Source organism: Polaromonas sp. YR568 (assembly GCF_900116715.1).
Taxonomy (GTDB): Bacteria; Pseudomonadota; Gammaproteobacteria; order Burkholderiales; family Burkholderiaceae_C; genus Polaromonas.
The window spans coordinates 443,676-467,405 of sequence record NZ_FPBM01000003.1 but is presented as its reverse complement, the minus strand read 5'-3'; the positions used below and the strand labels follow the sequence as shown (position 1 = coordinate 467,405).

24 protein-coding genes are annotated in these 23,730 nt (G+C 63.9%); 12 read left to right on the top strand and 12 right to left on the bottom strand.

From position 1 onward, the window contains the following. The first annotated feature begins 5 nt into the window (after positions 1-5). The 9 genes from paaG to BM408_RS09665 all read left to right on the top strand — a co-directional run bounded on the left by paaG (position 6) and on the right by BM408_RS09665 (position 8,554). Positions 6-803, top strand: coding sequence for a 2-(1,2-epoxy-1,2-dihydrophenyl)acetyl-CoA isomerase PaaG (gene paaG / locus BM408_RS09705; protein WP_092129363.1), 798 nt, complete (start codon positions 6-8; stop codon positions 801-803). 41 nt (positions 804-844) lie between these two features. After that, a complete protein-coding gene (paaK, locus tag BM408_RS09700) occupies positions 845-2,164 on the top strand; it encodes a phenylacetate--CoA ligase PaaK (protein ID WP_092129361.1) in 1,320 nt (439 codons plus the stop codon). A gap of 54 nt (positions 2,165-2,218) precedes the next feature. Further along, positions 2,219-3,370, top strand: a complete 1,152-nt coding sequence (locus tag BM408_RS09695) for an ABC transporter substrate-binding protein (protein ID WP_092129359.1) — start codon at positions 2,219-2,221, stop codon at positions 3,368-3,370. A 7-nt stretch (positions 3,371-3,377) separates the two neighbouring features. Then, positions 3,378-4,253: a branched-chain amino acid ABC transporter permease gene (locus BM408_RS09690; RefSeq protein ID WP_092129356.1), complete on the top strand. Its 876-nt coding sequence runs from the start codon at positions 3,378-3,380 to the stop codon at positions 4,251-4,253. A gap of 43 nt (positions 4,254-4,296) precedes the next feature. Then, positions 4,297-5,238, top strand: coding sequence for a branched-chain amino acid ABC transporter permease (locus BM408_RS09685; RefSeq protein WP_092129354.1), 942 nt, complete (start codon positions 4,297-4,299; stop codon positions 5,236-5,238). Continuing rightward, positions 5,235-6,041 carry an ABC transporter ATP-binding protein gene (locus BM408_RS09680; protein WP_175541741.1) on the top strand — a complete coding sequence of 269 codons (807 nt, stop codon included), beginning with the start codon at positions 5,235-5,237 and terminating at the stop codon, positions 6,039-6,041. Before BM408_RS09685 ends, BM408_RS09680 begins: the two co-directional genes overlap by 4 nt. Next, entirely contained in the window at positions 6,041-6,796 is a 756-nt protein-coding gene (locus BM408_RS09675) for an ABC transporter ATP-binding protein (RefSeq protein ID WP_092129352.1), read from the top strand. Before BM408_RS09680 ends, BM408_RS09675 begins: the two co-directional genes overlap by 1 nt. A gap of 31 nt (positions 6,797-6,827) precedes the next feature. Next, positions 6,828-7,295: a hydroxyphenylacetyl-CoA thioesterase PaaI gene (gene paaI / locus BM408_RS09670; RefSeq protein WP_254774755.1), complete on the top strand. Its 468-nt coding sequence runs from the start codon at positions 6,828-6,830 to the stop codon at positions 7,293-7,295. A 95-nt stretch (positions 7,296-7,390) separates the two neighbouring features. Then, positions 7,391-8,554 (top strand): ABC transporter substrate-binding protein, encoded by a 1,164-nt coding sequence (locus BM408_RS09665; RefSeq protein WP_092129350.1) that lies wholly within the window; start codon positions 7,391-7,393, stop codon positions 8,552-8,554. A gap of 133 nt (positions 8,555-8,687) precedes the next feature. Here BM408_RS09665 and BM408_RS09660 read toward each other — a convergent pair whose 3' ends face one another. From BM408_RS09660 to BM408_RS09635, 6 genes are all read right to left on the bottom strand, one after another. Next, positions 8,688-9,047 carry a hypothetical protein gene (locus BM408_RS09660; protein ID WP_092129348.1) on the bottom strand — a complete coding sequence of 120 codons (360 nt, stop codon included), beginning with the start codon at positions 9,045-9,047 and terminating at the stop codon, positions 8,688-8,690. 81 nt (positions 9,048-9,128) lie between these two features. Continuing rightward, positions 9,129-9,491, bottom strand: coding sequence for a roadblock/LC7 domain-containing protein (locus BM408_RS09655; protein WP_092129346.1), 363 nt, complete (start codon positions 9,489-9,491; stop codon positions 9,129-9,131). After that, positions 9,488-9,874, bottom strand: a complete 387-nt coding sequence (locus BM408_RS09650) for a roadblock/LC7 domain-containing protein (RefSeq protein ID WP_092129344.1) — start codon at positions 9,872-9,874, stop codon at positions 9,488-9,490. Before BM408_RS09650 ends, BM408_RS09655 begins: the two co-directional genes overlap by 4 nt. After that, a complete protein-coding gene (locus BM408_RS09645; protein ID WP_092129342.1) occupies positions 9,871-10,416 on the bottom strand; it encodes a GTP-binding protein in 546 nt (181 codons plus the stop codon). Before BM408_RS09645 ends, BM408_RS09650 begins: the two co-directional genes overlap by 4 nt. After that, positions 10,413-11,114 carry a hypothetical protein gene (locus BM408_RS09640; RefSeq protein WP_092129340.1) on the bottom strand — a complete coding sequence of 234 codons (702 nt, stop codon included), beginning with the start codon at positions 11,112-11,114 and terminating at the stop codon, positions 10,413-10,415. Before BM408_RS09640 ends, BM408_RS09645 begins: the two co-directional genes overlap by 4 nt. A 414-nt stretch (positions 11,115-11,528) precedes the next feature. Continuing rightward, the gene (locus BM408_RS09635; protein ID WP_175541740.1) at positions 11,529-11,975 is read right to left on the bottom strand and encodes a VOC family protein; all 447 of its coding nucleotides are present in this window, start codon (positions 11,973-11,975) and stop codon (positions 11,529-11,531) included. 131 nt (positions 11,976-12,106) lie between these two features. Here BM408_RS09635 and BM408_RS09630 point away from each other — a divergent pair, with 131 nt between their 5' ends. From BM408_RS09630 to BM408_RS09620, 3 genes are all read left to right on the top strand, one after another. Next, positions 12,107-12,982 carry a LysR family transcriptional regulator gene (locus BM408_RS09630; protein ID WP_092129338.1) on the top strand — a complete coding sequence of 292 codons (876 nt, stop codon included), beginning with the start codon at positions 12,107-12,109 and terminating at the stop codon, positions 12,980-12,982. Positions 12,983-13,215: 233 nt separating this feature from the next. Then, positions 13,216-15,171 (top strand): cache domain-containing protein, encoded by a 1,956-nt coding sequence (locus BM408_RS09625; RefSeq protein WP_092129336.1) that lies wholly within the window; start codon positions 13,216-13,218, stop codon positions 15,169-15,171. 44 nt (positions 15,172-15,215) lie between these two features. After that, complete coding sequence (locus BM408_RS09620) at positions 15,216-16,457, top strand: ABC transporter substrate-binding protein (RefSeq protein WP_092129334.1); 1,242 nt, start codon at positions 15,216-15,218, stop codon at positions 16,455-16,457. Positions 16,458-16,460: 3 nt separating this feature from the next. Here BM408_RS09620 and BM408_RS09615 read toward each other — a convergent pair whose 3' ends face one another. The 6 genes from BM408_RS09615 to BM408_RS09590 all read right to left on the bottom strand — a co-directional run bounded on the left by BM408_RS09615 (position 16,461) and on the right by BM408_RS09590 (position 23,680). After that, positions 16,461-17,591 carry a C45 family autoproteolytic acyltransferase/hydolase gene (locus BM408_RS09615; RefSeq protein WP_092129332.1) on the bottom strand — a complete coding sequence of 377 codons (1,131 nt, stop codon included), beginning with the start codon at positions 17,589-17,591 and terminating at the stop codon, positions 16,461-16,463. Between the two features lie 127 nt (positions 17,592-17,718). Beyond that, positions 17,719-19,275, bottom strand: a complete 1,557-nt coding sequence (locus BM408_RS09610; protein ID WP_092129330.1) for an ABC transporter substrate-binding protein — start codon at positions 19,273-19,275, stop codon at positions 17,719-17,721. A gap of 30 nt (positions 19,276-19,305) precedes the next feature. Further along, positions 19,306-20,979, bottom strand: coding sequence for an ABC transporter ATP-binding protein (locus tag BM408_RS09605; RefSeq protein WP_092129328.1), 1,674 nt, complete (start codon positions 20,977-20,979; stop codon positions 19,306-19,308). Then, positions 20,976-21,797: an ABC transporter permease gene (locus tag BM408_RS09600; RefSeq protein ID WP_092129326.1), complete on the bottom strand. Its 822-nt coding sequence runs from the start codon at positions 21,795-21,797 to the stop codon at positions 20,976-20,978. The genes BM408_RS09605 and BM408_RS09600 overlap by 4 nt, the downstream gene beginning before the upstream one ends. Continuing rightward, positions 21,794-22,738, bottom strand: a complete 945-nt coding sequence (locus tag BM408_RS09595; protein WP_092129324.1) for an ABC transporter permease — start codon at positions 22,736-22,738, stop codon at positions 21,794-21,796. Before BM408_RS09595 ends, BM408_RS09600 begins: the two co-directional genes overlap by 4 nt. A 42-nt stretch (positions 22,739-22,780) precedes the next feature. Beyond that, a complete protein-coding gene (locus BM408_RS09590; RefSeq protein WP_092129322.1) occupies positions 22,781-23,680 on the bottom strand; it encodes an alpha/beta hydrolase family protein in 900 nt (299 codons plus the stop codon). Positions 23,681-23,730: the final 50 nt, after the last annotated feature.

Here is a 23,730-nt window from a genome sequence, read left to right as displayed (position 1 = left end):
CTCGCATGACCTACCAGAACATCATTTACGGCGTTGATGATGGGCTGGCGCGCCTGACGTTCAATCGCCCCGACAAGCTCAACAGCTTCACCGTCGCCATGCACCTGGAAGTGCAGCACGCGCTGGACGCCGCCGCGGCAGACTCGCAGGTGCGCGCCCTGGTGCTCACCGGCGCGGGCCGCGGGTTTTGCGCCGGCCAGGATCTGGGCGACCGTGCCGTTTCAGCCGGGTCAGGGGGCGCCAGGCCCGACCTGGGCGAGTCGATTGAAAAGTATTACGCCCCGCTGGTGCGACGCCTGCGCGCCATGCCCAAGCCCGTGGTCTGTGCGGTCAACGGTGTGGCCGCCGGTGCGGGTGCCAACATCGCGCTGGCCTGCGACATCGTGATTGCCGTGCAGACAGCCAATTTTGTGCAGCCTTTCTGCAAGCTGGGCCTGGTGCCCGATGCCGGTGGAACCTGGGCCTTGCCGCACCTGGTGGGCCGCGCGCGCGCCCTGGGCCTGGCCTTGCTGGGCGATGCCTTGAGCGCGCAGCAGGCGGCTGACTGGGGGCTGATCTGGAAGTGCGTGCCTGCTGCCGACTTTGAAGCGGAAGTGAACGCCGTCGCCCGCAAACTGGCCACCGGCCCCACGCGAGGCCTGGTCCGTACCAAGCAGGCGATAGACGCTGCCGCCACCCACACGCTGGACCAGCAGCTAGACCTGGAGCGCGACGCGCAGCGCGAGCTGGGTTACAGCCAGGACTATGCCGAAGGCGTGAGCGCCTTCACCGAAAAACGAGCGCCTGAATTTTCCGGGCGCTGAAGCCGCCCAGACGGAACACATAAATACAACGGAGACCCGCGATGCCCGCCCACACCACGCCCACCGAACTGCTTGACCCGATTGAGCGCGCCAGCCGTGACGAGATCACCGCGCTGCAGCTCCAGCGGCTCAAGGCCACGCTGAACCACGTCTACCAGAACGTGCCGCACTACCGCAAGGCCTTTGACGCCAGGGGCGTGCACCCCGATGACCTGAAAGAACTCAAGGACCTGGCGAAGTTTCCCTTCACCACCAAAAAGGACCTGCGCGACAACTACCCCTTCGGCATGTTTGCCGTGCCGCAGTCGCAGATCTCGCGCATCCATGCCTCGTCGGGCACCACCGGCAAGCCCACGGTGGTGGGCTACACCGCCAACGACATCAGCCACTGGGCCGACCTGGTAGCCCGTTCCATCCGTGCTGCGGGCGGCCGCGCCGGGGACATCCTTCATGTCGCTTACGGCTACGGCCTTTTCACCGGCGGGCTGGGTGCGCATTACGGCGCCGAGCGCCTGGGCTGCACCGTGATCCCGATGTCGGGCGGGCAAACCGAAAAGCAGGTGCAGCTGATCCAGGACTTCAAGCCCCGCATCATCATGGTGACGCCTTCTTACATGCAGGTCATCGTGGAGGAGTTTGTGCGCCAGGGCGTGGACCCGCGCAGCACCTCGCTGAAGATCGGCATCTTTGGTGCGGAGCCGTGGACGGAAGCCATGCGCCGCGAGATCGAGACCAACGCTGGCATCGATGCCGTCGACATCTACGGCCTGTCTGAAGTGATGGGCCCGGGCGTGGCCAGTGAATGCATAGAGTCCAAAGACGGCCCGGTGATCTGGGAAGACCACTTCTATCCCGAAATCATCCACCCTGAAACCGGCGAGCTGCTGCCCGATGGCGAAGAGGGCGAACTGGTGTTCACCTCGCTCACCAAAGAGGCCTTCCCCGTGATCCGCTACCGCACGCGCGACCTCACGCGCCTGCTGCCGCCTACCTCGCGCGCCTTCCGCCGCATGGGCAAGATCGTGGGCCGCTCGGACGACATGCTGATCATCCGCGGTGTGAACGTGTTCCCCACACAGATTGAAGAGCTGGTGTTGAAGCACGGCAAGCTGTCGCCGCTCTACCAGGTGGTGGTCACCCGCGACGGCAATCTGGACGAAGTTGAAGTGCTGACGGAGCTGCAGCCCGCGGAAGCCGCCATGCCCGCCAGCGATGTGGCCGACATCAGCCGCTGGCTGCAGCAGCGCATCAAGACCATGGTGGGCATCAGCACGCGGGTCACGGTGCTTCCGCCCGACGCCATCGAACGCACGCAGACCGGCAAGTCGCGCCGCGTCATCGACAAGCGCCCGAAGAACTAGTCACCCATGCGCCCCTTTTTCGCTTCGTCATTTTTAAAACCTGAGGAGACAAACATGAACAAACGTACCCTGATTGCACTGGCCGCCGTGTGGACGGCCGCACTGGCCCTGCCTGCCTTCGCACAGAACAAGGAACCCATACGCATCGGCGCGGTGTTGTCCACCACCGGCCCGGCGGGCTACCTGGGCGACCCTCAGCTCAAGACGCTGCAGACCTACATCGCGCAAATCAACCAGGAGGGCGGCGTGTTGGGCCGCAAGCTTGAGATGGTGCATTACGACGACGCATCGGAAGCCGGCAAGGCCAACGGCTTTGCCAAGCGCCTGATCGACGACGACAAGGTGGACTTCCTGATCGCGGGAACCACCACCGGCGCCACCATGGCGATGGCTCCGCTGGTGGAGAAAGCCGGCATTCCGCTGATCTCGCTGTCGGGCGCCGTGGTGGTGGTGGAGCCGGTCAAGAAATGGATCTTCAAGACACCCCACACCGACCGCATGGCCGCCGAGAAAGTCTTTGAAGACATGAAAAAGCGCGGCTTCGCCAAAGTCGGCCTGCTGAGCGAGACCAGCGGCTTTGGCCAGTCCGGCGCGAAAGAAACCAAACTCGTCGCGCAAAAGTACGGCATCACGCTGGTGGCCGATGAAACCTACGGCCCCAAAGACACCGACACCACCGCGCAGCTAACCAAAATCCGCGGCGTCCCCGGCATCCAGGCCTTGCTGGTCTTCGGCCTGGGGCAGGGGCCCGCGGTCGTCACCAAAAACGCCGCCCAGCTGGGTATGAAACTGCCGCTGTACCAGTCGCACGGCGTGGCCTCCAATGAATTCCTCAAGCTTGCCGGCCCGGCGGCCGAAGGTGTGCGCATGCCTTCGCCAGCGCTGCTGGTGGCCAATTCGCTGGCCGCCAATGACCCGCAGCGCCCGCTGGTCACCAGCTATGCCGCAACCTACTGGAAGCAGTACAAGGACGAGCCCTCCACTTTCGGCGGCTACGCGCTGGATGCGCTGATGCTGGGCCTGCATGCCGTCAAGACCACGGGCGGCACCAACAAGGAAGCGCTGCGCAACGCGATTGAGAAAACACGCGGCTTTATGGGCACGACCGGCCAGTTCAACATGTCGGCCACCGACCACATGGGCCTGGACCTGAGCGCCTTCCGGATGGTGGAAGTCAAAAACGGCGGCTGGTCGCTGCTGAAGTAAGCCCGCCATGCTTGCTGAATTTCTCCAGTTCCTGTTCTCGGGCCTCACCGTCGGCGCGACCTATGCGCTGGCGGCGCTGGGCTTTGCCATCATTTACAACGCCAGCCGGGTGATCAACTTCGCGCAGGGCGAGTTCATCATGCTGGGCGGCATGTCGGCGGTGGCGCTGACGGGCCTGGGGATTCCGCTGTCGGTGGCCATCGTGCTGGCGATTGCGGTGGCGGGCGCCGTCGCTGCGCTGATCGAGAAATTCGCCATCGAGCCCGCAGGCAAGGCGGACGTGGTGCCGCTCATCATCATCACCATAGGTGCCTCGCTGGTAGTGCGGGGCCTGGTGCAGGTCTTTCTGGGCAAGGGCACGCATGCGCTGGGCGCTTTCTCGGGCGAAAAGCCTTTTGTCATCGCCGGCGCCACCTTGCTGCCGCAAAGCCTGTGGGTGATGGGTGTGGCGACGGTGGTGGTTGCGGCCCTGGGCTGGTTTTTTGGCTACACCCGTTTGGGCAAGGCCATGCTTGCCACTTCGCACAACACACTGGCGGCCGAGCTGGTGGGCATCAACACCAAATCGGTTCTGCTGCTGTCTTTTGTGCTGTCGGGCGCGCTGGGTGCGGTGGGCGGAATTCTGCTGGCCCCCATCACCTACACCTCGTATGACGTCGGCATCATGCTGGGCCTCAAAGGCTTTGTCGCTGCCACGCTGGGCGGGCTGGGCAGCGGCATGGGCGCGGTGGTGGGCGGCCTGCTGCTGGGCATTCTGGAGGCCATGACGGCCGGCTACATCTCGTCTGCCTACAAAGACGCCATGCCTTTTGTGCTGATTTTGCTGGTGCTGTTTTTTATGCCCAGCGGATTGTTTGGCGCCAAGACGACGGACCGGGTTTGAACCCGATTTGAAGCCGATTTGAAGCCGAACTGAAAAGCATCGCATGAACAAACTCTCTTCTTCCACCCTGGGCCTGCTCGCGCTGGCGGCTGTGCTGCTGTGCCTGCCACTGGTGTTGCCCAACACCTTTTATTACGACGTCGCCATCCGCATCGCCATCAACGCCGTGGTCGCCATCGGCCTGAACCTGCTGATCGGCTACACCGGGCAGATCAGCCTGGGTCATGCGGGCTTTTTTGGCCTGGGCGCTTATGCCTCGGCCATTCTCACGTCGCGCTACGGCTGGCCTTCCGCGCTGGCCCTGGTGGCTGCCGCCGGCGCGACGGCGCTTCTGGCCTTGCTGGTGGCCCGGCCTGTGCTGCGCCTCAAAGGCCACTACCTGGCCATGGCGACTTTGGGGCTGGGCATCATCATCATGATCGTGCTCACCAATGAATCGGCTTTTACCGGCGGGCCTGACGGCATGGCCGTGCCTGCGCTCGTTCTGTTCGGCTGGGAGGTGAGCGGCGAAAAGAGCTGGTATGCAGTGTGCGCCCTGGCGCTGCTGCTCATGGCGTGGACGGCGATCAACCTGATCAATGCCCCCGGAGGCCGCGCGCTGCAGGCCATTCATGGCTCCGAGATCGCAGCCTTTGCCGTCGGTGTGGACGTGACGGCGATGAAGATACGCGTGTTTGTGCTGTCCGCCGTGATCGCCAGCGTCATGGGCAGCCTGAGCGCTCACTATGTCGGCTTCATCACACCCGGCATTGCCGGCTTTCACCATTCCATCGAGCTGGTGACCATGGTGGTGCTGGGCGGCATGGCGTCCGTGTTCGGCTCCATCGTGGGGGCCGTGTTGCTGACGCTGCTGCCGCAATTTCTCTCGACGCTCGAAGGCTGGGAGACCGTGGCCTTTGGGCTGGTGCTGATGACCAGCATGATCTTCCTGCCCAAGGGTGTGGTGCCGACTTTGCGCGCCAGGCTGCGCCGGGGTGCCGCATGAATTTGCTGGAAGTCAAATCGCTGAACAAGGTATTCGGCGGCCTGCATGCGGTGCAGGACATGAGCTTTGAGGTGCAACAGGGCACTGTCCATTCGCTGATAGGCCCCAACGGCGCCGGCAAGACCACACTGATTAACCTCATCACCGGCATGTACACGCCAACCTCGGGCCAGGTGGCATTCGAGACGAAAGACATCACCGGCCTCGCACCGCAAAAGCTGCCGGGGCGCGGCATGGCACGCACCTTCCAGAATCTTCAGGTGTGCATGAACATGAGTGCGGTGGAGAACGTCATGGTGGGCGCGCACCTGCGGCAAAACACCGGCTTGCTGGCCGGGCTGCTGTCTTTGCCCGGCCTGCGCGTGGCTGACAAGGCCTGCCGCACCGAGGCGCTGGAGGCCATGGCGCAAGTGGGCATTGCAGCGTTTGCGGACGCGCATGCGAGCCAGATGCCTTATGGCGCGCTCAAGCGGCTGGAGATTGCGCGCGCCCTTATGACACGCCCCCGCATGGTGCTGATGGACGAACCCGCCGCCGGGCTGAACCCGACTGAAACCGCCGAAGTGGGGCAACTGATACGGCGCCTGGCCGACCAGGGCTTGACGGTCTTGCTGGTTGAGCATGACATGCCGCTGGTGATGCGCATCTCCAACACCATCACGGTGTTGAACTACGGCAAAAAACTCGCTGAAGGCACACCGGAAGAAATGCGCTCCAACCCCGAGGTGATCGCCGCCTACCTGGGCGCCGAGGTAGAGGAGCCGGCACACACGCAGGCCGAACCGAAGAAGGCATTCGCATAATGACTGCAACCCTCACCCAACTGCCCACGCAGCAAGCGCTGCAAGCGGAGTCCCTGCTGTCGGTCAAGTCGCTGACCAGCCACTACGGCCGCATCCAGGCCTTGCATGGTGTGAACCTGTCTGTGGGCGCAGGCCAGCTGGTCGCACTGGTCGGCGCCAACGGTGCGGGCAAGACAACACTGCTGCGCGCCATCTCTGGCGTTCAGCCCGTGAGCGGTGGCGACATCGGCTTCATGCAGCAAGACATCAGCCGCATGGGCGCCAGCCAGCGCGTGCGCATGGGCATCAACCAGGTGCCTGAAGGCCGACAGGTGTTCGCACCCATGACGGTGGAGGACAACCTGAAACTGGGCGCCTTCACCCGAAGCCGGGCTGAAATGGCCGAAAGCCTGGTTTCGATGTACGAGCTCTTCCCCATCCTCAAAGACAAGCGCGGCTTGCCCGCAGGCACGCTGTCTGGCGGGCAGCAGCAGATGCTGGCCATGGCGCGCGCACTGATGGCTTCACCCAAGCTGTTGCTGCTCGACGAGCCCAGCATGGGGCTGGCGCCGCTGATGGTGCGCGAGATCTTCCAGCTGATCCAGAAGCTGCGCGAGCAGGGCATCACGATTCTGGTGGTGGAGCAAAACGCCCGCGCCGCGCTCTCTATTGCCGACCAGGGTTATGTGATGGAGCTGGGCCGCATCGTGATGTCCGGCCCTGGAGCGGAACTGCTCAGGGACGACCGGATCCGGCAGGCTTATTTAGGCATGTAGCCCAGGACACCCGTAGAAAGAAAACGACCACATGACAGCAACCTCCCTCACGCCCCAGGCCATGACGCCGCAACAAATCGCCGAAGCCGTGGCCACCGGCATGATGGCCCGGGACCGCGCCTCGCGCGGCCTGGGCATGCGCATCACCCACATCAGCCCTGGCTCCGCGCACCTTGAGATGACCGTGCGCGACGACATGCTCAACGGCCTGGACACCTGCCACGGCGGCTACATCACCGTGCTGGCTGATTCGGCCTTTGCCTTTGCCTGCAACTCCTACAACGAGATGACCGTGGCTTCATCGCTGAGCATCGACTTCGTCGCGCCCGTCTATGGCGGTGAAGTGCTCACCGCACGCGCGGCGGAGGTCAGCCGCAGCGGCCGCACCGGTGTGTATGACGTGGACATCCGCAACCAGAAGGATGAGCGCGTGGCGATTTTCCGCGGCCGCTCTTACCAGATGAAGGGCAAGCCTTTGGTGGCGCTGCCCGCGCCTTGATTCGAGGGAGACCGTCAGAGCGCGCACAGCTGCTGCGCGCGGCGCAAAGAGCCCGGACCACCGGGCCGGATTTCGATAACGATAGAGGAGACATCATGCATACATACTTCAAGAAGGTGGGGTGCCCCTTTGCCCGCCTGTTCCCGTCCTTGTTTTTGTGCTTCGGCATTTCGCTGGCATCGGCCCAAACCGGCCCCGGCGCGACGGACACGGAAATCCTGATCGGGCAGTCATGCCAGCTCACCGGGCCGCTGGCCGCCTTGTCCAGCGAAGTGCGCCAGGGCGCGAGCCTTTACTTTGACCAGGTCAACGCGGCCGGCGGTATACGCGGCCGCAAGATCAAGGTCATCGCCCTGGACGATGCCTACGACCCGAAGAAGGCGGCCGAGAACACCCGCACGCTCATCGAACAGGAAAAAGTGCTGGCCCTGTTCCAGTACGCCGGCACGCCGCCGGCGCTGGCGGCGGTGCCCATCGCCGAAGAAGCCGGCGTGCCCTTCATCACGCCCTTCACCGGGTCGGATGCCCTGCGCAAAAAATTCAGCCCCTATGTCTTCAACATCAAGGCCGGTTACAGCGCCGAGCTGGAGACCATGGTCAAGCAGCTCGCCACCATCGGCGTGACCAAGGTGGCCGTGGCCTACCTCAACAACCCCTTCGGCACGGACGGCCTGGCATCGGTCGAGAAAGCCGCCGCCGCCAGTGGCGTCTCGCTGGTGGCCAAAGCACCGGTGGAGGTCGACAGGTCGAAGATAGACCTGGCGGTCGACACCATCGCCAAGGTCAGCCCGCAAGCCATCATCGTCGTCAGCGCGGGCAAGCCCAGCATTGATTTTGTCGACGCCTACCTGAAGGCCGGCCACCGCTCCACCTTCTACATGCTCTCGGTGATCAGCAACGCGCAGCTGGTGGCGGCGCTGGGCGAGCGGGCCCGTGGCATTGTCGTGTCGCAGGTCGTGCCCTCACCGTGGAACCAGGGCATCGCCGTGTCGCGGGAATTCCAGGCCCTGGCCCGCAAGGCCGGCATTCAGGATTTCACCTTCAGCCAGATGGAGGGTTTTGTTTCCGCCAAATTTCTGGTCGAAGGCCTGAAGCGCGCCGGCAACAAGCCCACACGTGAGAGCCTGGTGCGCGGCCTCGAATCCATGGGCAAGGTGGACCTGGGCGGCTTTGTCGTCGAGCTGTCACCAACCCAGCACAGCTCGGGCCGCTCCGTCGACATGATGATCCTGGGGCGGGACGGGAAGTTCACCCGCTAGGCGTGTCAGCCAGACACCAGCAGCCGTGGCGCCTGTCAGGAGGAAACGGGCAATACGTTTTTGGTGACTAACTGATAGGGCCAAAAAGCATCGCTCGCGGTGCAAGCGCTGCCTTCAGGCCGCCGGCGAGTCCTTAGAAGCTCAGGTCTTTTTCGATGTCCTGCATCTTGCGCCGGGCGATGGCCAGGTTGGACTTGGCCTTGTCCAGCACGTAATAGATGAACACGCCTTCCTTGCGCGAGAGCGGGCGGATCAGGTGGTATTGCTTGCCCAGCGTGATGAGGATGTCTTCGATCACGTCGTTCAGGCCCAGCGAGCGCATGGTCTTGAGCTTGGCGCGCATGACTTCGGTGTTGCCTGCGGCGGCCACTTCCAGGTCCACGCCGGTGCCGGCGGAGCCCAGCATCATGCCGCTGGAGGAGTCGACGACCGCGGCGCATTGCGCTCCGTCCAGGGTCAACAGTTCGTCGAGAGATTGCTTGATGGTTGCCATTTTTGAGTAAGTCCTAGCGCGCATGGTCTGTTAAAGGGTACGGAAGAGGCATGCGCGCCACCCCTGCCGTGCCCGTTGAATTCATCCCTGTCCTATCAACCGGCCGAGTTCGCCGACCTGGCGGAACCAGTCCGCCGTGTCCAGCGCCATGCGCGCCGACAGCGTGGCCATCACAATGCCCTTGCCGCACGGCATCAGGCTCAGGACGCCGTCCCGGTGGATCATCGAGATCGCCTGAAGCGGCCCGAGCTTGGCGAAAGGGCTGCCGCTGCGCTCATGCAGGCGCCAGTAGTCGCTCGCCGCTTCGGCGATGGCGTCGATCTGCGGGTGCTGGCCGGCGGAGAGATACACCATGCCGGTGGCCGAATCCACCAGCGCGCAGGCTTTCACGCCCGGCGTCAGGGCCATGTCCGCCAGCACCGTTGAAATGTGCTGGGTGTTCACGCGGCCTCCAGCGCCCTGGCCACTTCGCCCGAACGGTAGGCTACCTGCCCGAGGATGGCGTGCTCGTTGGCGATGACGTTCACAACCAGGTCCACATCCGCGCGGTTGACCGCGCTGAGAAATGCAAAGCCCGCATCCGTGTTGATGGTGACGCTGCGGCTGCGGCCCAGTCGGGCCTCCTGCGAGACCACGGCGCCGATGGCCGAGATCGAGCTTGCCAGCGCGGCTACCCGCACCGGGTCGATCTCGCGCGTCACGGCGCTGGCGATGTCAAAGCCGTCGGTGGTGGCCACCACCACCGCCACCACACCGCTCACTTCTTCAAGCATCCTGCGTGCGTGGTCCTGGGCCGCGTTGCGGACCGTTTCGTTCACCATCGTCATGTTGTTTCATTCCCTGTCATGGAGGATTCCATCTGCGACAGCAAGGTGTCGATCAGCAGCGCCACGTCTTCGCGCTGGCGCACGTCGACGGCCAGCACCGGCAGCACCAGCCCGTGTTGTTCCAGCCGGACCGAATAGGCGTCCAGGCCGGGCTCTGCGTGTGAGTCCATACGCCCGACGCCGACGGTGCAGGGCGTATGCGCCAGCACGTCGGCAAAGCCCTGGAGGTAGGCGTCCAGGTCGGCCAGCGGGTCGGGCCTGGAGTTGTCGACCAGGATGATGATGCCCAGCGCGTTTTGCGCCAGGATGCGCCACATGAAATCAAAGCGCGCCTGGCCGGGCGTTCCGAAAAGGCGCAACCTGTCGCCGGTATCCAGCGTCAGCTGCCCGAAATCCAGCCCCACCGTTGTTTTGGCTTTGGCCAGCGAGCTGTCGTTGTTGGCCACATCGGTGACGACGGGTGGTGTTTCGCTGATGGCCGCGATCGCGGTGGTTTTTCCCGCACCCATGGTGCCGGTGAAAACGATTTTGTATTCCTTCATCCGGCGCTCCGGCTGTTCCAGCGCAAGCCCAGGCGGCGGCGGATGCTGCTGAGCAGACCCGGTGCGCCCTGGCCTGCACCTGCGGAGGCCGAGGTGGCGCGCATGGCAGGCGGCGCCGGCAGGGAGTGTTCGGGCTGTTCGGATATTTCCCAGTTCAGCAGGTCATGCTTTTCAAGCTCGAGCATGAAGGCGTTGCATGCCGGCTCGGGGTAACCGGCCACCAGGCTCAGTTCACGCGCCGAGCGGGACCGCCGCGACAGTAGCGTCGCCAGTTGAATCCGTTCACGGCTGGAGCCCACTAAATAGGAGGGCGGCCAGCGCTTGAGGCGGCCGCGCCTGTCGGCCGGTGCGGTGGCTGATGCGGAGGCCGCCTCGCTACGGTGCGGCTGCGGCGCAGGGGTGTTGACTCTCAATGCCGGCCCCACGCGCCCAAGCAGGGCCACAAAATCTTCCGCCCTGAAAGGCCGCTCAAGGCATTCGCGGCCGTTGCCCTCACCGCGCCGCACGACAGGCACCACGATCTGGGCCGGCGGGCCGGCGTGGACCCGCTCGGGCTCGAGGGCGGACGCCGTGAGCAACACGTCGCACGGGCCTTCTTCACTCAGGCTCCAGTTGGTCACCAACTGGGTGCTGAGCTTCAGAATCGTCCTTAGCAAACCCACTTCGGCAGCAGACAAGCCCTCTACGCCAATGATCATAAAAGATTACTTTTTAAGTACAGTTTCGATAGAAATATCTCGTGTTTGTAATATTTTGTTTGCAATAAATATAGTTCAACCAGCCTAAATCAGGGTGAAATAGTAAGTATGCTCATCATTTCTGTGACATTAATCACACAGTGCTTTGCGCCCGGGTGGCGGCCTGGCGCAAGGCCGCTGCGGAAGTGATTGCGCTGGATGATGGCGGTGCGATGCAACGCTTTCCTTGCATCCAGGGGTGAGCGAACCCGGAGCCGGTTTTCAGCAAAATTCAGGGGGGAGTTGACCCGCAGCCCAATAGACTTGGGCGTAAGCAGCTACTGATTTAATAGCGTGCGGGATGGCCCCCCCCAGGCGCTCCGAACTCATCGAAGCGCCTGGGGGCGGTGGGCCGCGTAGGCCGCGGCAGGTGGCTTACTTGGCGAACAGATTGTCAAGCGACGCAAAAGCCTTGAACTCGATGGCGTTGCCGGAGGGGTCAAGGAAGAACATCGTGGCCTGTTCGCCGGGCTCGCCCTTGAAGCGCACATAGGGTTCGATCACAAATTTCGTTCCGCCGGCTTTCAGGCGGGCGGCCAGCGTGTCCCACTGCTGCAGCGACAGGATGGCGCCGAAGTGGCGCACCGGCACGTTGTGGCCGTCGACGGCGCTGGTCTCTTTGTGGCCGCACTCGTCGGGCGCAAGGTGGGCGACGATCTGGTGGCCGTAGAAGTTGAAGTCCACCCATTCCGGCGAACTGCGGCCTTCCGAACATCCGAGCAGCTCGCCGTAGAACTTGCGGGCTGCTGCGAGGTCGTGGACCGGGAAGGCGAGGTGAAACGGGGGCATGGTGGCTTGTGGGGTGGTGGCAGTGGTGCTCATCGGGGTCTCGTGGGTGAATGTCTGAGGAGAAGGGAAGAAACCCGTACTCTAGGCTTTTTCAGAGATTCTGAAAAACGATATATATTGAATCTGAGTATCAATAATATTGATGATTAGAGGATGGCCCCACCGTGATCACCGAACTGAAAACCTTTATTGCCGTGGTGCGTGACGGCAGCTTTGCCGCAGCCGGCGAGCGGATTGGCCTGACCCAGTCCGCCGTGAGCAGCCAGATCAAGCGGCTGGAGGACTCGCTGGGCTTTGCTCTGTTTGACCGCACGCGGCGCACCGCGGTGCTCAATGCCCACGGCAGCCAGACCCTGGAGCGGGCCGAAGAAATCGTGGCGTTGTACGCCAAGTTGGGCGAGCCACCTGCTGACGAAGACGTGGCCGGCACGCTGCGCATAGGCGCCATCGCCTCGGCGCAGTCGGCCTTGCTGCCCAAGGCGCTGGCGGCCATGCGCCGCAAGCACCCCAGACTGCGCGTGAACATCGTGCCGGGTGTTTCCATGCGCCTGATGGACCAGCTCGATGCGGGCGAGATCGATGCGGCCATCATGATCCGGCCGCCCTTTGGCATCCTGCCCGAGATGGCCTGGCAGGCCTTGGTGTCCGAGCCTTTCGTTCTGCTGGCGCCTGAAAGCGTCAAGGGGCGCGACTGGCGCAAGATCCTGGCGTCCAATCCATTCCTGCGTTATGAGCGCACCTCCTTCGGCGGGCGCCAGGTGTCGCGCTTTCTGCGCGATGCGCGTATCACCGTGCAGGAGGCGGTTGAGCTTGACGAGATCGCGGGCCTGATGAATATGGTCTCTGAAGGCCTGGGCGTGGCGCTGGTGCCCATGGTGGAGGCTTACCTGCCGATGCCGCCTTCAGTCCGGGCTATTTCGCTCGGAGATGACACTTTCTACCGCGAGATAGGGCTGCTTCATCGCGGCAAGCGGCACGCATTGCCGGTGGTGGATGAACTGGCCCGGTGCCTGCGCGGTGCGGTGGGCGGCCGTTCATAAAAATAGTTGTAACGGCGGCGGGTTCACTTTTGTATTCGGTTTTTATCTGCAGGTGAATCGTGCGCAGAAATTACTAGAACGAAAAGCTCAACCTGTTCTGCCGCATTCAGCACAAAGCTTTTTTCGCCGCTGAAAAGATGCGGTGTATCGGCGGGAAGCGGGTGATAGTCAGCTTGTCAAAGGCGGGGGCGAAGGGTATCTTGCAGTGAAAAGAACAACTGCAGGGAGACTGCTTGAAGACGCTGCCCTTTCGTGCAAGGTCGATTCGCGCCCACCTGTTCTGGACCTACGCTGCGTTGGTCACAGTCCTGGTCATCGCGTTGATGTCGCTGGCGGAGTTGGCGGCAAGCCGCATTGTGTTTGACGGCGCGCAGCGCGAGCTTGAGCAACTGGGCCGCCGCACGCAAGAGCAGTTGCTGCGCTTTCAGGAGCCGGCCCGCGCCTGGCTGGAGGCCACCGCCAGCGACCCGCGCGCCGGGCTCGAAGGCGACAACGACATCTCCTTATTGCGCATGCAGATGTCGATGCAGCACCGTTACCCGCAGATCGGCTCGCTGGTCTTCGGTTACCCCGACGGCAGTTACCAGCAGAGCATGGCGCTACGCACCGCGCGCGACAGGGCCTGGGCCAAGTCGCTGCCGGAGGCGCGCTACGCGCAGCAGATCATCCGTGTCGACGCACATGAAAAGCGCGTCGAGGAATGGGTGTTTTACGACCAGCAGATGATTGCCATCGCCAGCGAGCGCCGCCCCTGGGCCAACCGCTACGACCCGCGTAGCAGCCCCTGGTATGAGGGCGCGAACGAGCTGAACCTGGGCACCTTTCAGGCCACCGACCCTTTTGTCTTACAGCTGCCGGCGGAGTTCGGCATGGCGCTGTCGCGCCCGTTGAGCGGCGCCAAGGGCGGTGTGGCGGCGGCGATGTTCACCGTGGCGGGTCTATCAGACTTCTTGCGCGCGCGGGGTGAAGAAAGCCACGCCGAGCTGGTGCTCTTTGATGAGCAGGGTCGTGTCTGGGGCTGGTCGCAGGCAGACAAACTGCACCGCCTGCTGTCCACCGGCAGGCCTGTCAGCCTGGCGTCGTTGAACGACCCGCTGTATTCCGCACTGCAGCCGCTGACGGCTGGCGTGTCGCTGGAAGACCCGCCGATTCATTCGGTGGTGGGTGCAGCAGGCCAGCGCTTTGCGGCGGTGGTGATGCCCATGGACGGTGTCTTCAGCCGCAGGGCTTATGTGGCGCTGGTGTCTGACCAGAACCTGTTGCTGGCGGAGGTCAGGCGAATGCGCTGGATGCTGCTGGGGGTAGGCGTTCTGGGCTTGCTGATGCTGATGCCCATGCTCTTCTGGATGGCCAACCTGCTGGCCAAACCGCTGAAGAAACTCGTGCGCGCGGCCACGCACATCCGCCAGTTCGAGTTCGACAGCGATATCCCGCAAGACAGCGGCATCGCCGAAGTGCGCCGCCTGCAAGAGTCGCTGGCACTGGCGCGGATTGCCCTGCAAGGTTTCTCACGTTACGTGCCGCGGCCGCTGGTACAGCACTTCATCGCCAACCGCCTGACGCCGCAGCTAGGCGCGGAAAAGCGCGAGCTTGCCGTGCTGTGCGCCGCGCTGGACGAGCAGCAGGCCACGGCCGTGACCTGGTCGCCGCATGCCGACCAGTACCTGCAGATACTGGCTGTTGAAGTGGCGCAAGGCAAAGGCATGATGGACCGCTATGAGAGCTGCACGGCGGTGGCCTTGTGGAACACCCCGCTCAACCTTTCGAACCCCGCAGGGCATGCATGCGATGTGGCGCTGCGCGCACTGGAGGCCATGCAGGCTCTGGCAAGCGGGCGCGGCGCCATGGTGGCGCCGCCGCATTTCGGCCTGGACCTGGGCAGCGCCATGGTCGGTAACTTCGGCACCTGGGACCACCTGACCTTTACCGCCGTGGGCACACCGCTGGACCAGGCGCGCGCGCTGGCGCGGCAGGCGCATGCCCTGGGCATCAGCATTGCCGCCAGCCGCGCGGTGGCAATTGCGGCGGGGCGGCATTTCCGCTTCGAGCTGGCCGCCACCGTGCCACTGAGCCCCAACGCAGAGCCGCAGGAAGTTTATGAACTGGTCGAGCGGCTGGAGCACGCCCAGACTTCGCGACCGGGAGGTGTGGGCACGGCGAGTACGGTGAGTGCGCCGGCGGGCTTGTAGTTAGTAGTGGCCCGGCCCATCCCCCTGGCAGAAAGGAGATTTCCATGACCGCAAGATCAATGTTGACGCGCAGGCACTGGCTGCACGAGGCCACCGTCCTTGCAGGCGGTGCGCTAGGTGGCGCCTGTATTGCTCGTGCGCAGGCAGGCAAGCCATTGACGCCCATCACGCTCTCCTACGGCTGGGTGCCCATGGCCGCCGGCAACTCGCCGACCACCCAGTACATGATAGGCAAAAAGCTGTTTGAAAAGCATGCCGCCCAGTTCGGCTACGACCTCACCGTGGACTACCGGGCCTATCCCGCCGCCGCCCCGCAAGTCGAAGCCATGGCCAAGAACGAGCTCGATATGGCCATGTGGGGCAACACGCCCACGCTGCGCGCCCTGGTGGCGGGGCAGCCCTTCAGCCTGGTCTCCGTCGCGGAGGGGCGCCTGCGCTTTCTGCTCTGCACCCGCAAGGATTCGCCCATCCGCAATGTGCAAGACCTCAAAGGCAAAACGGTGGGCACCCTGATGGGCGCCGACCCCTACAACGTCTTCACGCAAATCCTGCGCTACGAGCTGGGCAACCCCGACCCGGCCGCCCACGACATCCGCATGGTGCACCTGGCCACACTGCCCGAAGCCGCACAAGTGCCCAGCGGCGTCGACGCCACCCTGGCCATCTACCCGGCCTTTTTGAGAGCGCAGGGCGCGGGCACCGTCGCCATCATGAATTCCTACGGCTACACCGAGGCCCATTACGACGGCCCCGCAGGCAAAGGCGCCGGCCTGCTGCTGCCTTCAGTCAAGCACTCGCCCTTTTACCCAGACGGCTACTACCTGCATCGCTCCTTCCGCGTGGTGCGCAACAAGATCGTCGAAGAGCACCCCAACCTGGTGCTGGCCTTTCTGCTCGCGCAACAAGAGGCCGTGAGCGTGCTCAGCGAGGCCGACCCGGCAGCGGTGTCGCAACTGGTCAAGTCCTACTGGGGCCTCGCGCCCGCCGACGGCGCCAAGGTAGTCCGCGACGAGGTCGTGTTCCGCCGCGGCTGGTCCTGGTCCACAGAAGGCGACGCCTTGTCGCTGCTCGCCACCGGAAAGATGATGGCGGGCGCCAAAATCATTCCCCAGCCGGTGAGCTGGGCGCAGATCAAAAGCGTGTTTGAGCGCACCGCGCCGCTGGTCAAGCAGGCCTACGACCGGCTCGGCGAAAAACCCGGCCTGACGGAATTCCAGAGCGTGCTGTCTGGCGATGTGCGGGGGCTGCCGTCTTGGGAGATGCGGCGGTGGAAGGATAGGACTTAGTCCTTACGCAACAATCCGCGGCTCCTGCGTCAAGCTATAGCAGGTAAACACCTTGTTCAGCGCCGGCAGGGGTGCGACTTCCATTTCGCCCACTGCCGGTTCCATGATGACCATGGCGACGGTAGCCGAAAGGTTGTCGTGGCTCCCGATACGGGGTGGGCGGCAGACGGAGTAGGGGAGACCGAAGTCGTCGAAGAATGCGTTCTTCAAATCCTGGCGGCCCAGTTTGTCTTGCTGGTTCAGCAGCTTGCGTACGCGCCAGTCGCGGTAGTGGCTGTCGGGGGATTGGGAGATGCCGAGGTCAACCAGTTTGCTGAGGGCGACGGGGCTCATCCAGTGGTTGGCGTGCACGATGAGATTGTCTTCGCCGGGGTAGATGGGGAAGGACTCGTTGGTGGTGCATTCAAAGTCGATGCCGAAGCCTTGCGACATGCCCAGCATGATGTTGTTGGAGCAGGACTTGGGTGTGGCTGCGACGGCTTTCATGGCGAGGGAAAAAATCTCTTGCTCCAGCACCTTGCGGCGGATGAGTGAGAGCGGAACCCCTAGCTGTTTGAAGTCGCGGTCTGACTCGAGATAGTTGGCGGTGATGGAGACGCCCGCGCTGTTGAAGCCGCTGCGGGCCAGGCCGCCGGCTTCGACAAAGGTTAAAAAGTCGGGGCCGTTGTCATTGCGTACGCGCAGCACGACGGAGGTGTCTACGCACTCGGCGCGCCAGTCCCAGTTTTGACCGTGCAGCAGGTTGCCGTTGGCGGAGCGCTCGCGCAGGATGATGGCGCCGGTGCAGCCGTCGCCGGGCTCTTGGTCGGCGGCCTTCAGCTTGTCGGCGCGGGCCTTGGCCAGCACTTCGGTGCGGGCGTTGATCATCACGATGTCCTGGAAGTCCACGCCCGAGCCTTCGGCGATGCCGCGCATCTCGTCGATGTAGTGGGGCGCGAAGTCGCCGATCTCTTTGGCGAAGTGGTCAATCAGCCGCGCGCGGGCCTGGTCGCCGTAGCCCAGGTTGACCAGCGTTTGCCCATACAGCTGCGCGCTGCCGCGCACCCGGCCGGCGGCCTGGCGGCCGTACTGCAGGCCGCGTTCGCGCGGGCTGCCGGAGACGGAGATAAAGGGGAACTGTTCGATGTTTGCCATGTGCTGTGCTACCGGAAGACGTTTCAGGAAGAGAGATGACGGCCGCCGCAAGGCGTGGCTGTCCGCGCCTTGTGCGCAGCCTGCGCATCAAGGCGATTGAAAGTGAGTGAGGCTGGCGCTGTAAGGCTTACTTGGCGGCCAGCTTGGTGTTCCAGAGCATGGGCTTGCCTTCCCACACCGTGAAGCCGGACACGCGCTTGCGCACCGCCCAGGAGTCGGTCACGTTGTAGAGGATGACCAGCGGCGTCTTGGCGATCATCATGGCGTGCAACTGGTCAAACAAGGCTTGGCGTTTCTTCGGGTCGGCTTCAGTGAAGCTCTGGTCGATCAGCTTTTGCGCGGCCGGGTCGTCCCACACTTTGCGCGGCTGTTTGGCTTTGACGCCCGAGAACTGCTCATAGCTCAGGGCCGGGTCCAGGCGCGACGAGTAGGTGAAGGAGCTCATCTGGTAGTTGCCGCTGTTGTAGCGGTCCAGCTGCGTCGCCCATTCCAGCACTTCGATCTGCGCGTTGATGCCGACGGCCTGCATCATGGCCTGGCTCATCACGGCGACCGAGAAGCTGGGCACGTGGGCGCGCTTGTTGGCCTGGATCACGATGGGCTGGCCCTTGTAGCCGGCTTCTTTCAGCAACTGCTTGGCCTTGGCCGGGTCGTAGCGGTAGCCTTTTTTCTGGGCTGCGGTGTAGAAGGCCGAGGTGTCCTGGATGGCCGAGTTGTTGACGCGGGCCAGGCCTTCGGACGAGGCCGCGACGAGCTGGTTCATGTCCAGCGACAGTGCAATCGCCTGGCGGATGCGCTCGTCTTTGAGCAGCGGGTCGTTGGTCTGCATCAGCAGCGTGTTCTTGCCTGCATCCACGGCGGCGACCACGTTGAGGTTTTTGTTGGCCTTGAGCTCCTGCACATCGGAGGAGGTGATCTGGCCGGCATCGATGGCACCGGACTGCAGGCCAGCCTTGGAGGTCGACATGTCGGGCACGGTCAGGAACTTGACCTGCTCGACCAGTGGCTTCTTCACACCGAGGTAGCCGTCAGGCTTGGTGCCGGGGGGCGACTGGTAGTCGGCAAAGGCGCTGAGCGTGACGTATTCGCCGCGCTTCCACTCTTCAAACTTGAAGGGGCCGGTGCCTATGGGCTTGTCCCAGCTACCGTCTTCCTTGACGGATTTTTTGTTCAGCACGGCCGTCATGCCGCAGTCGGTGCGGGCCAGGTTGTCGAGGAAGACGGCCGAGGGTTTGTCCAGCTGCATGACCACGGTCTGCGCATCAGGTGCTGTCACGGAGGTCACCTTGACGCCGGAGCGGCCGTCAAATTCGCTGAGGCAGCGCCAGTCGGTCTTGGGGTCGGTGTAGCGCTTCCAGCTCCACAGCACGTCGGCCGAGGTCATGGGCTCGCCGTTGTGAAACTTCACGTTGGTGCGCAGCTTGAAGATATAGGTCAGGCCGTCGGGGCTGACAACGATGGAGCGCGCCAGCAGCGGGCCGACGGTGCCGTTCTCGTGGTACGCCACCAGGCCTTCGACGATGTTGAGCACCACGCCGTCGGTGGTGTTGTCGCGGTTCACGCCGGGGTTGGTCGAGCGGATGTCGGCCGGCTGCGCGACCACGATTTGCGGTGTCTGCGCCTGGGCCGCACCGCATGCCGCCAGCACGGCGGCGCTCAAAAATTTCAGTCGCATCGAAAGCATGGGAGGCTCCTTAAGAATCAGTCGGAAAAATTAAACAGCGGAAGCGGGCTGAAAACCGCCCGCAGCCGCATCGGGTTCGTCAAAGCGCCACTTCAGCTGCATGCCGCCCTGGCCGGTGGGTGTGAGCGCGGGGATGGCCGAGAGCAGCTTGCGGGTGTAGGCATGCTGCGGGTTATCGAAGACTTCGTCGCGGCTGCCTTGCTCGATGATCTGGCCGGCCTGCATTACGATGACGCGGTCGGCCACCTGCTCGACCACGCCGAGGTCGTGGCTGATAAAGAGGCAGGCAAAGCCATGGCGCTCCTGCAGCTCGGCCAGCAGCGCCAGCACCTGGGCGCGCACAGTCACGTCAAGTGCGGAGACGGGCTCGTCGGCAATCACAAAAGCCGGCTGGCGTATCAGCGCACGAGCAATGGCCACGCGCTGGCGCTGGCCGCCCGAGAGTTCATGCGCATAGCGCTGCGCATGCTGGGGCTGCAGCCCGACCTCGTCGAGCATCTTGGCCACGCGGGCTTGCCGGTCGGCGGAAGACAGGCCGGGCACCAGCCGCAGCCCTTCGCCGACCAGCTGGCCGATGCTCATGCGCGGGTTGAGGGAGGAATACGGGTCCTGGAACACCATCTGGCAATTGAGGCGGTAGTCCAGCCAGCCCGCATCGCTGCGCGCAATCGAGCGACCGCGGAAGCGGATGTCGCCTTCTGTCGGCTTGATCAGGCCCGCAATCGCGCGGCCCAGCGTGGTTTTGCCCGAACCGGAGCCGCCCACGACCGCAACGATTTCGCGCGGACGCACCACCAGGTCGATGCCGTGCAGCACACGTTTGGCGGCCGACTTGGCAAAGAGGCGGCGCTTGCCGGGGTAGTCGAAGACCAGGTTGCGCACTTCGATGACGGGCTGGTCGTCGGCAATGGTGCGCGCAGCCTGCCGGCGCGGAATGGCCTCCAGCAGCTTGCGGGTGTAGTCCTGTTTGGGGCCAGCCAGCAAAGACGCGGTGTCGCCGGCCTCGACGACTTCGCCTTGCTGCATGACGATCATGCGCTGGGTGTAGCGCGCCACCATGGGCAGGTCGTGGCTGATCAGCAGCACGGCGGTGTTGTGTTCACGCGTGAGGCCGACCATCAGCTCAAGCACGTCGCGCTGCACCAGCGCGTCCAGCGCGGTGGTCGGCTCGTCGGCGATCAGCAGCGCGGGCTCCAGCAGCATGACGGAGGCCAGCATCATGCGCTGGCGCATGCCGCCCGAGAATTCATGCGGCCACGCAGCCAATGCAGCCTGCGGGTCGGTGATGCCGACGCGCGCGAGCATGGCCAGGGCTTTGTCGCGGCGCGCGGCGGGTGAAAGCTCAGGCCGGTGCAGCGCCAGGCCTTCGTCAAGCTGGCGGCCGATTGTCATCGACGGGTTGAGCGAGGTCATGGGCTCCTGGAAGACCATGCCGATGCGCGCGCCGCGCAGCTGGCGCAAACGCGCGTCGCTGGCCGCCGCCATGTCTTCGCCTTCAAACAGAATGCGGCCGGCGCTGCGCACCAGCGGCGGTGGCGTAAGGCCCATGATGGCGCGGGCCGCCTGGGTTTTGCCGCTGCCGGATTCACCGACGATGCCGACGATTTCGCCGGGCGCGACGGTGAAGGAGACATTGCGCACAATTTCGCGGCCGCCTTTGCCGATGGAAAGGCTTAAGGCCGAGACGTCGACCAGATGTGTCATTCGACGCCCCTCATGCGCGGATCCAGCAGGTCGCGCACCGCGTCACCCAGGAAGTTGATGCCCAGCAGCGTGAGTGCAATGCACAGGCCCGGGAAGATGGAAAGATAAGTCGCCTGCGCCATAAAGGGCCGGGCCGCGGCCAGCATATTGCCCCAGGTGGGTGCGGGCGGCGGCACGCCCAGGCCCAGGAAGGACAGCGAGCTCTCCGCCAGAATGACCCAGCCGAACATCGAGGTGGCCAGCACCGTGAGCGGCGCCACGCAGTTCGGCAGCACGTGGCGGAACATGGTGTAGAGCTCGGAGTTGCCCAGCACGCGCGAGGATTCGATGAATTCCTTTTCACGCAGCGACATCACCGTGCCACGCACGATGCGGGTAACCGAGGGCGTGTAGGCCAGGCCCAGCGCCAGGATGATGCCGTACTTGTTGGCGCCAAAGACCGCCAGCAGCGCCAGTGCCAGCAGCAGGCCGGGGAAGGCCAGCAGGGCGTTGATGAAGGCCATGATGATGCGGTCTGTCCAGCCGCGCACAAAACCGGTCAGCACGCCGATGGCCGTGCCTATGGTGATGGAGAACAGCACGGTGAGAAAGCTGATCCACACGCTGTTGGACGCACCGGCCATGAGGCGCGAGAGCTCGTCGCGGCCGAACTCGTCGGTGCCCAGCCAGTAAGTGGCGCTGGGCGGTTTGAGGCGCGCCATGAAGTTGATCTTGAGCGGGTCGTGCGGTGTCCAGACGAAGGTCAGCAGCGCCGCTGCGAGGATCAGGCCCACGATGAACAGGCCGATCAGCGCCTGGGGGGTGAGGAATTTTTTCATTCTGCAAGCACCCGGGGGTCGAAGATCGGATAGCAGAGGTCAATCACCAGATTGGTCACGACATAGATCACGGCCACCAGCAACAGGCAGCCCTGGATCACCGGATAGTCGCGCGCAAAAATCGCATCGACCAACAGGCGGCCCAGGCCGGGGATGGTGAAGACGGTTTCTACCACCGCCACGCCGCCCAGCAGATTGCCCAGCACCAGGCCAATCAACGTCCAGGTCGGGCCGAAGGAGTTGCGGAAGGCGTGATGAATCAGCACGGCACGCTCAGACAGGCCCTTGGCGCGTGCGTGGGTGATGTAGTCCAGCCGCAGCACTTCCAGCGTGCTGGCCCTGGCCATGCGGATCAGCACACCGATCTCATGCAGGAAGAGCGTGAGGATGGGCATCAAGAGATACAACAGGCCGGACTTCCAGTCGTTCATGACCGAGACATAACCGACCACGGGTAGCCATTCGAGCTTGAGGCCAAAGAAGAGCAGCAGCAACAGGCCCAGCCAGAAGGTCGGGATGGACACCAGCAGCGTGGCCGTGCCGACCAGCATCAGGTCGGGCAGGCGGTTTTGCTTCCAGGCGGCGATCATGCCGGCGGGCACGGCGACCAGTGTGGCGAAGAACACGGCCACCAGCACGATCTGCGCGCTGACGAGGAAGCGGCTCATGACCAGTTGCAGCACCGGCTCGCCGGTAGTGATGGAGACGCCGAGGTCGCCGCCCAGCACATGGCTGCTCCAGATGCCGAACTGCACCGGCCAGCTTTTATCGAGGCCGAGCTGGGCGCGCAGGTCTGCGAGGCGTATGGGATCGGCCAGGTCGCCCAGCAGCAATTGCGCCGGGTCGCCGGGGATGAGCCGGATCAGCACGAAAACCGCCACCGCCACAATCAGCAGGGTCGGTATCGCCATCACCAGGCGGGCCAGTGCAAAACGTAGCATGGTCGGTCTTCAGGTCTGGGGTTGGCGTGACATCATTTCACTTCACTGTGCCCGGCCCGGCGCTTTTTTGCGGAGGGTGCGCAGCACGCTGGCAAGGAAGTCCTGCACCGTGTCGACGCAGGCCAGGCCATCGTGCGGAACGTTGTCGACCAGGTCGAGGGTGACGTTGACGCCGGCCTTCTCGAAAGACTGGCGCAGGGTTTCAAGCCGCTCGGGCCGCGTGCGCCCTGCGTCATTCGCGCCGGCCATGAAGAATTTGCCGCCCTCGCGGTGGGTGATTTCCCAGGTTTCCATATCGGCCTTGCCAACCACCATGTGCACCGGCAGGGCCTTGAGGGCGGCCAGGTTCAGCGGTTTGCCGAAGCGCTTTTCAAAGTCGCGCACGCCGACCCACCAGTCCTGCTGGCTGTCGATCAAAGTCACCGAGCCCGGCGCGCCGATAGAGAGGGCCCAGAGGCGCTCGGGGTGCAGCAGGCCGAAGCGGTTAACAAACTGGCCACCGCCCGAATACCCAAAGAGCGCGAACTGGGAGAAATCGCAGCCGAACTTCACGGCCACTTCGTCGACCATGCTCAGCAGTATCTGGTCGTAGCGGATGTCGGCTTCGCGCAGGTGCTTGAAGCCGTCGCGGTTGCCGTCGCCCTGCGGGCCGGCCGGGAACAGCGGGCACAGCACGATGCAGTCGTTCCATTTGGCGAAGGCGGCAAAGGCGTCGCGGTATTCGGTAAAGGCGCGGCCGGTGCCATGCACGACGACCACCAGCTTCATGGGCTGCTTGGACTCATGCAGGTGCGGCGGGGCATAGGTGCAGTAGGAAAAGCGCGGGTCGGTGCGCGACGCAAAGATCGTGCTGTGGCCCAGGTCGTAAATCGCCGCGGCGCGCTGGTCGCCGAAAGACGGGGCCGGAGCCGCTGCGGCATTTGCTGAGAGCACTTCAGACATACATCGTCACCTGCAAAAAAGTATTCAAAAGCGGCCTGTTGATTGCCGCG

Excerpts from the sequence above, each read along its gene's own strand:
- BM408_RS09595 (WP_092129324.1), bottom strand. The coding sequence starts at position 22,738 with ATGCTACGTTTTGCACTGGCCCGCCTGGTGATGGCGATACCGACCCTG.
- paaK (WP_092129361.1), top strand. The coding sequence starts at position 845 with ATGCCCGCCCACACCACGCCCACCGAACTGCTTGACCCGATTGAGCGC.
- BM408_RS09645 (WP_092129342.1), bottom strand. The coding sequence starts at position 10,416 with ATGAAGGAATACAAAATCGTTTTCACCGGCACCATGGGTGCGGGAAAA.
- BM408_RS09615 (WP_092129332.1), bottom strand. The coding sequence starts at position 17,591 with ATGGCAAACATCGAACAGTTCCCCTTTATCTCCGTCTCCGGCAGCCCG.
- BM408_RS09675 (WP_092129352.1), top strand. The coding sequence starts at position 6,041 with ATGACTGCAACCCTCACCCAACTGCCCACGCAGCAAGCGCTGCAAGCG.
- BM408_RS09695 (WP_092129359.1), top strand. The coding sequence starts at position 2,219 with ATGAACAAACGTACCCTGATTGCACTGGCCGCCGTGTGGACGGCCGCA.
- BM408_RS09590 (WP_092129322.1), bottom strand. The coding sequence starts at position 23,680 with ATGTCTGAAGTGCTCTCAGCAAATGCCGCAGCGGCTCCGGCCCCGTCT.
- BM408_RS09600 (WP_092129326.1), bottom strand. The coding sequence starts at position 21,797 with ATGAAAAAATTCCTCACCCCCCAGGCGCTGATCGGCCTGTTCATCGTG.
- BM408_RS09640 (WP_092129340.1), bottom strand. The coding sequence starts at position 11,114 with ATGATCATTGGCGTAGAGGGCTTGTCTGCTGCCGAAGTGGGTTTGCTA.
- paaG (WP_092129363.1), top strand. The coding sequence starts at position 6 with ATGACCTACCAGAACATCATTTACGGCGTTGATGATGGGCTGGCGCGC.
- BM408_RS09605 (WP_092129328.1), bottom strand. The coding sequence starts at position 20,979 with ATGACACATCTGGTCGACGTCTCGGCCTTAAGCCTTTCCATCGGCAAA.
- BM408_RS09665 (WP_092129350.1), top strand. The coding sequence starts at position 7,391 with ATGCATACATACTTCAAGAAGGTGGGGTGCCCCTTTGCCCGCCTGTTC.
- BM408_RS09660 (WP_092129348.1), bottom strand. The coding sequence starts at position 9,047 with ATGGCAACCATCAAGCAATCTCTCGACGAACTGTTGACCCTGGACGGA.
- BM408_RS09690 (WP_092129356.1), top strand. The coding sequence starts at position 3,378 with ATGCTTGCTGAATTTCTCCAGTTCCTGTTCTCGGGCCTCACCGTCGGC.
- BM408_RS09685 (WP_092129354.1), top strand. The coding sequence starts at position 4,297 with ATGAACAAACTCTCTTCTTCCACCCTGGGCCTGCTCGCGCTGGCGGCT.
- paaI (WP_254774755.1), top strand. The coding sequence starts at position 6,828 with ATGACAGCAACCTCCCTCACGCCCCAGGCCATGACGCCGCAACAAATC.
- BM408_RS09650 (WP_092129344.1), bottom strand. The coding sequence starts at position 9,874 with ATGACGATGGTGAACGAAACGGTCCGCAACGCGGCCCAGGACCACGCA.
- BM408_RS09680 (WP_175541741.1), top strand. The coding sequence starts at position 5,235 with ATGAATTTGCTGGAAGTCAAATCGCTGAACAAGGTATTCGGCGGCCTG.
- BM408_RS09620 (WP_092129334.1), top strand. The coding sequence starts at position 15,216 with ATGACCGCAAGATCAATGTTGACGCGCAGGCACTGGCTGCACGAGGCC.
- BM408_RS09610 (WP_092129330.1), bottom strand. The coding sequence starts at position 19,275 with ATGCTTTCGATGCGACTGAAATTTTTGAGCGCCGCCGTGCTGGCGGCA.
- BM408_RS09635 (WP_175541740.1), bottom strand. The coding sequence starts at position 11,975 with ATGAGCACCACTGCCACCACCCCACAAGCCACCATGCCCCCGTTTCAC.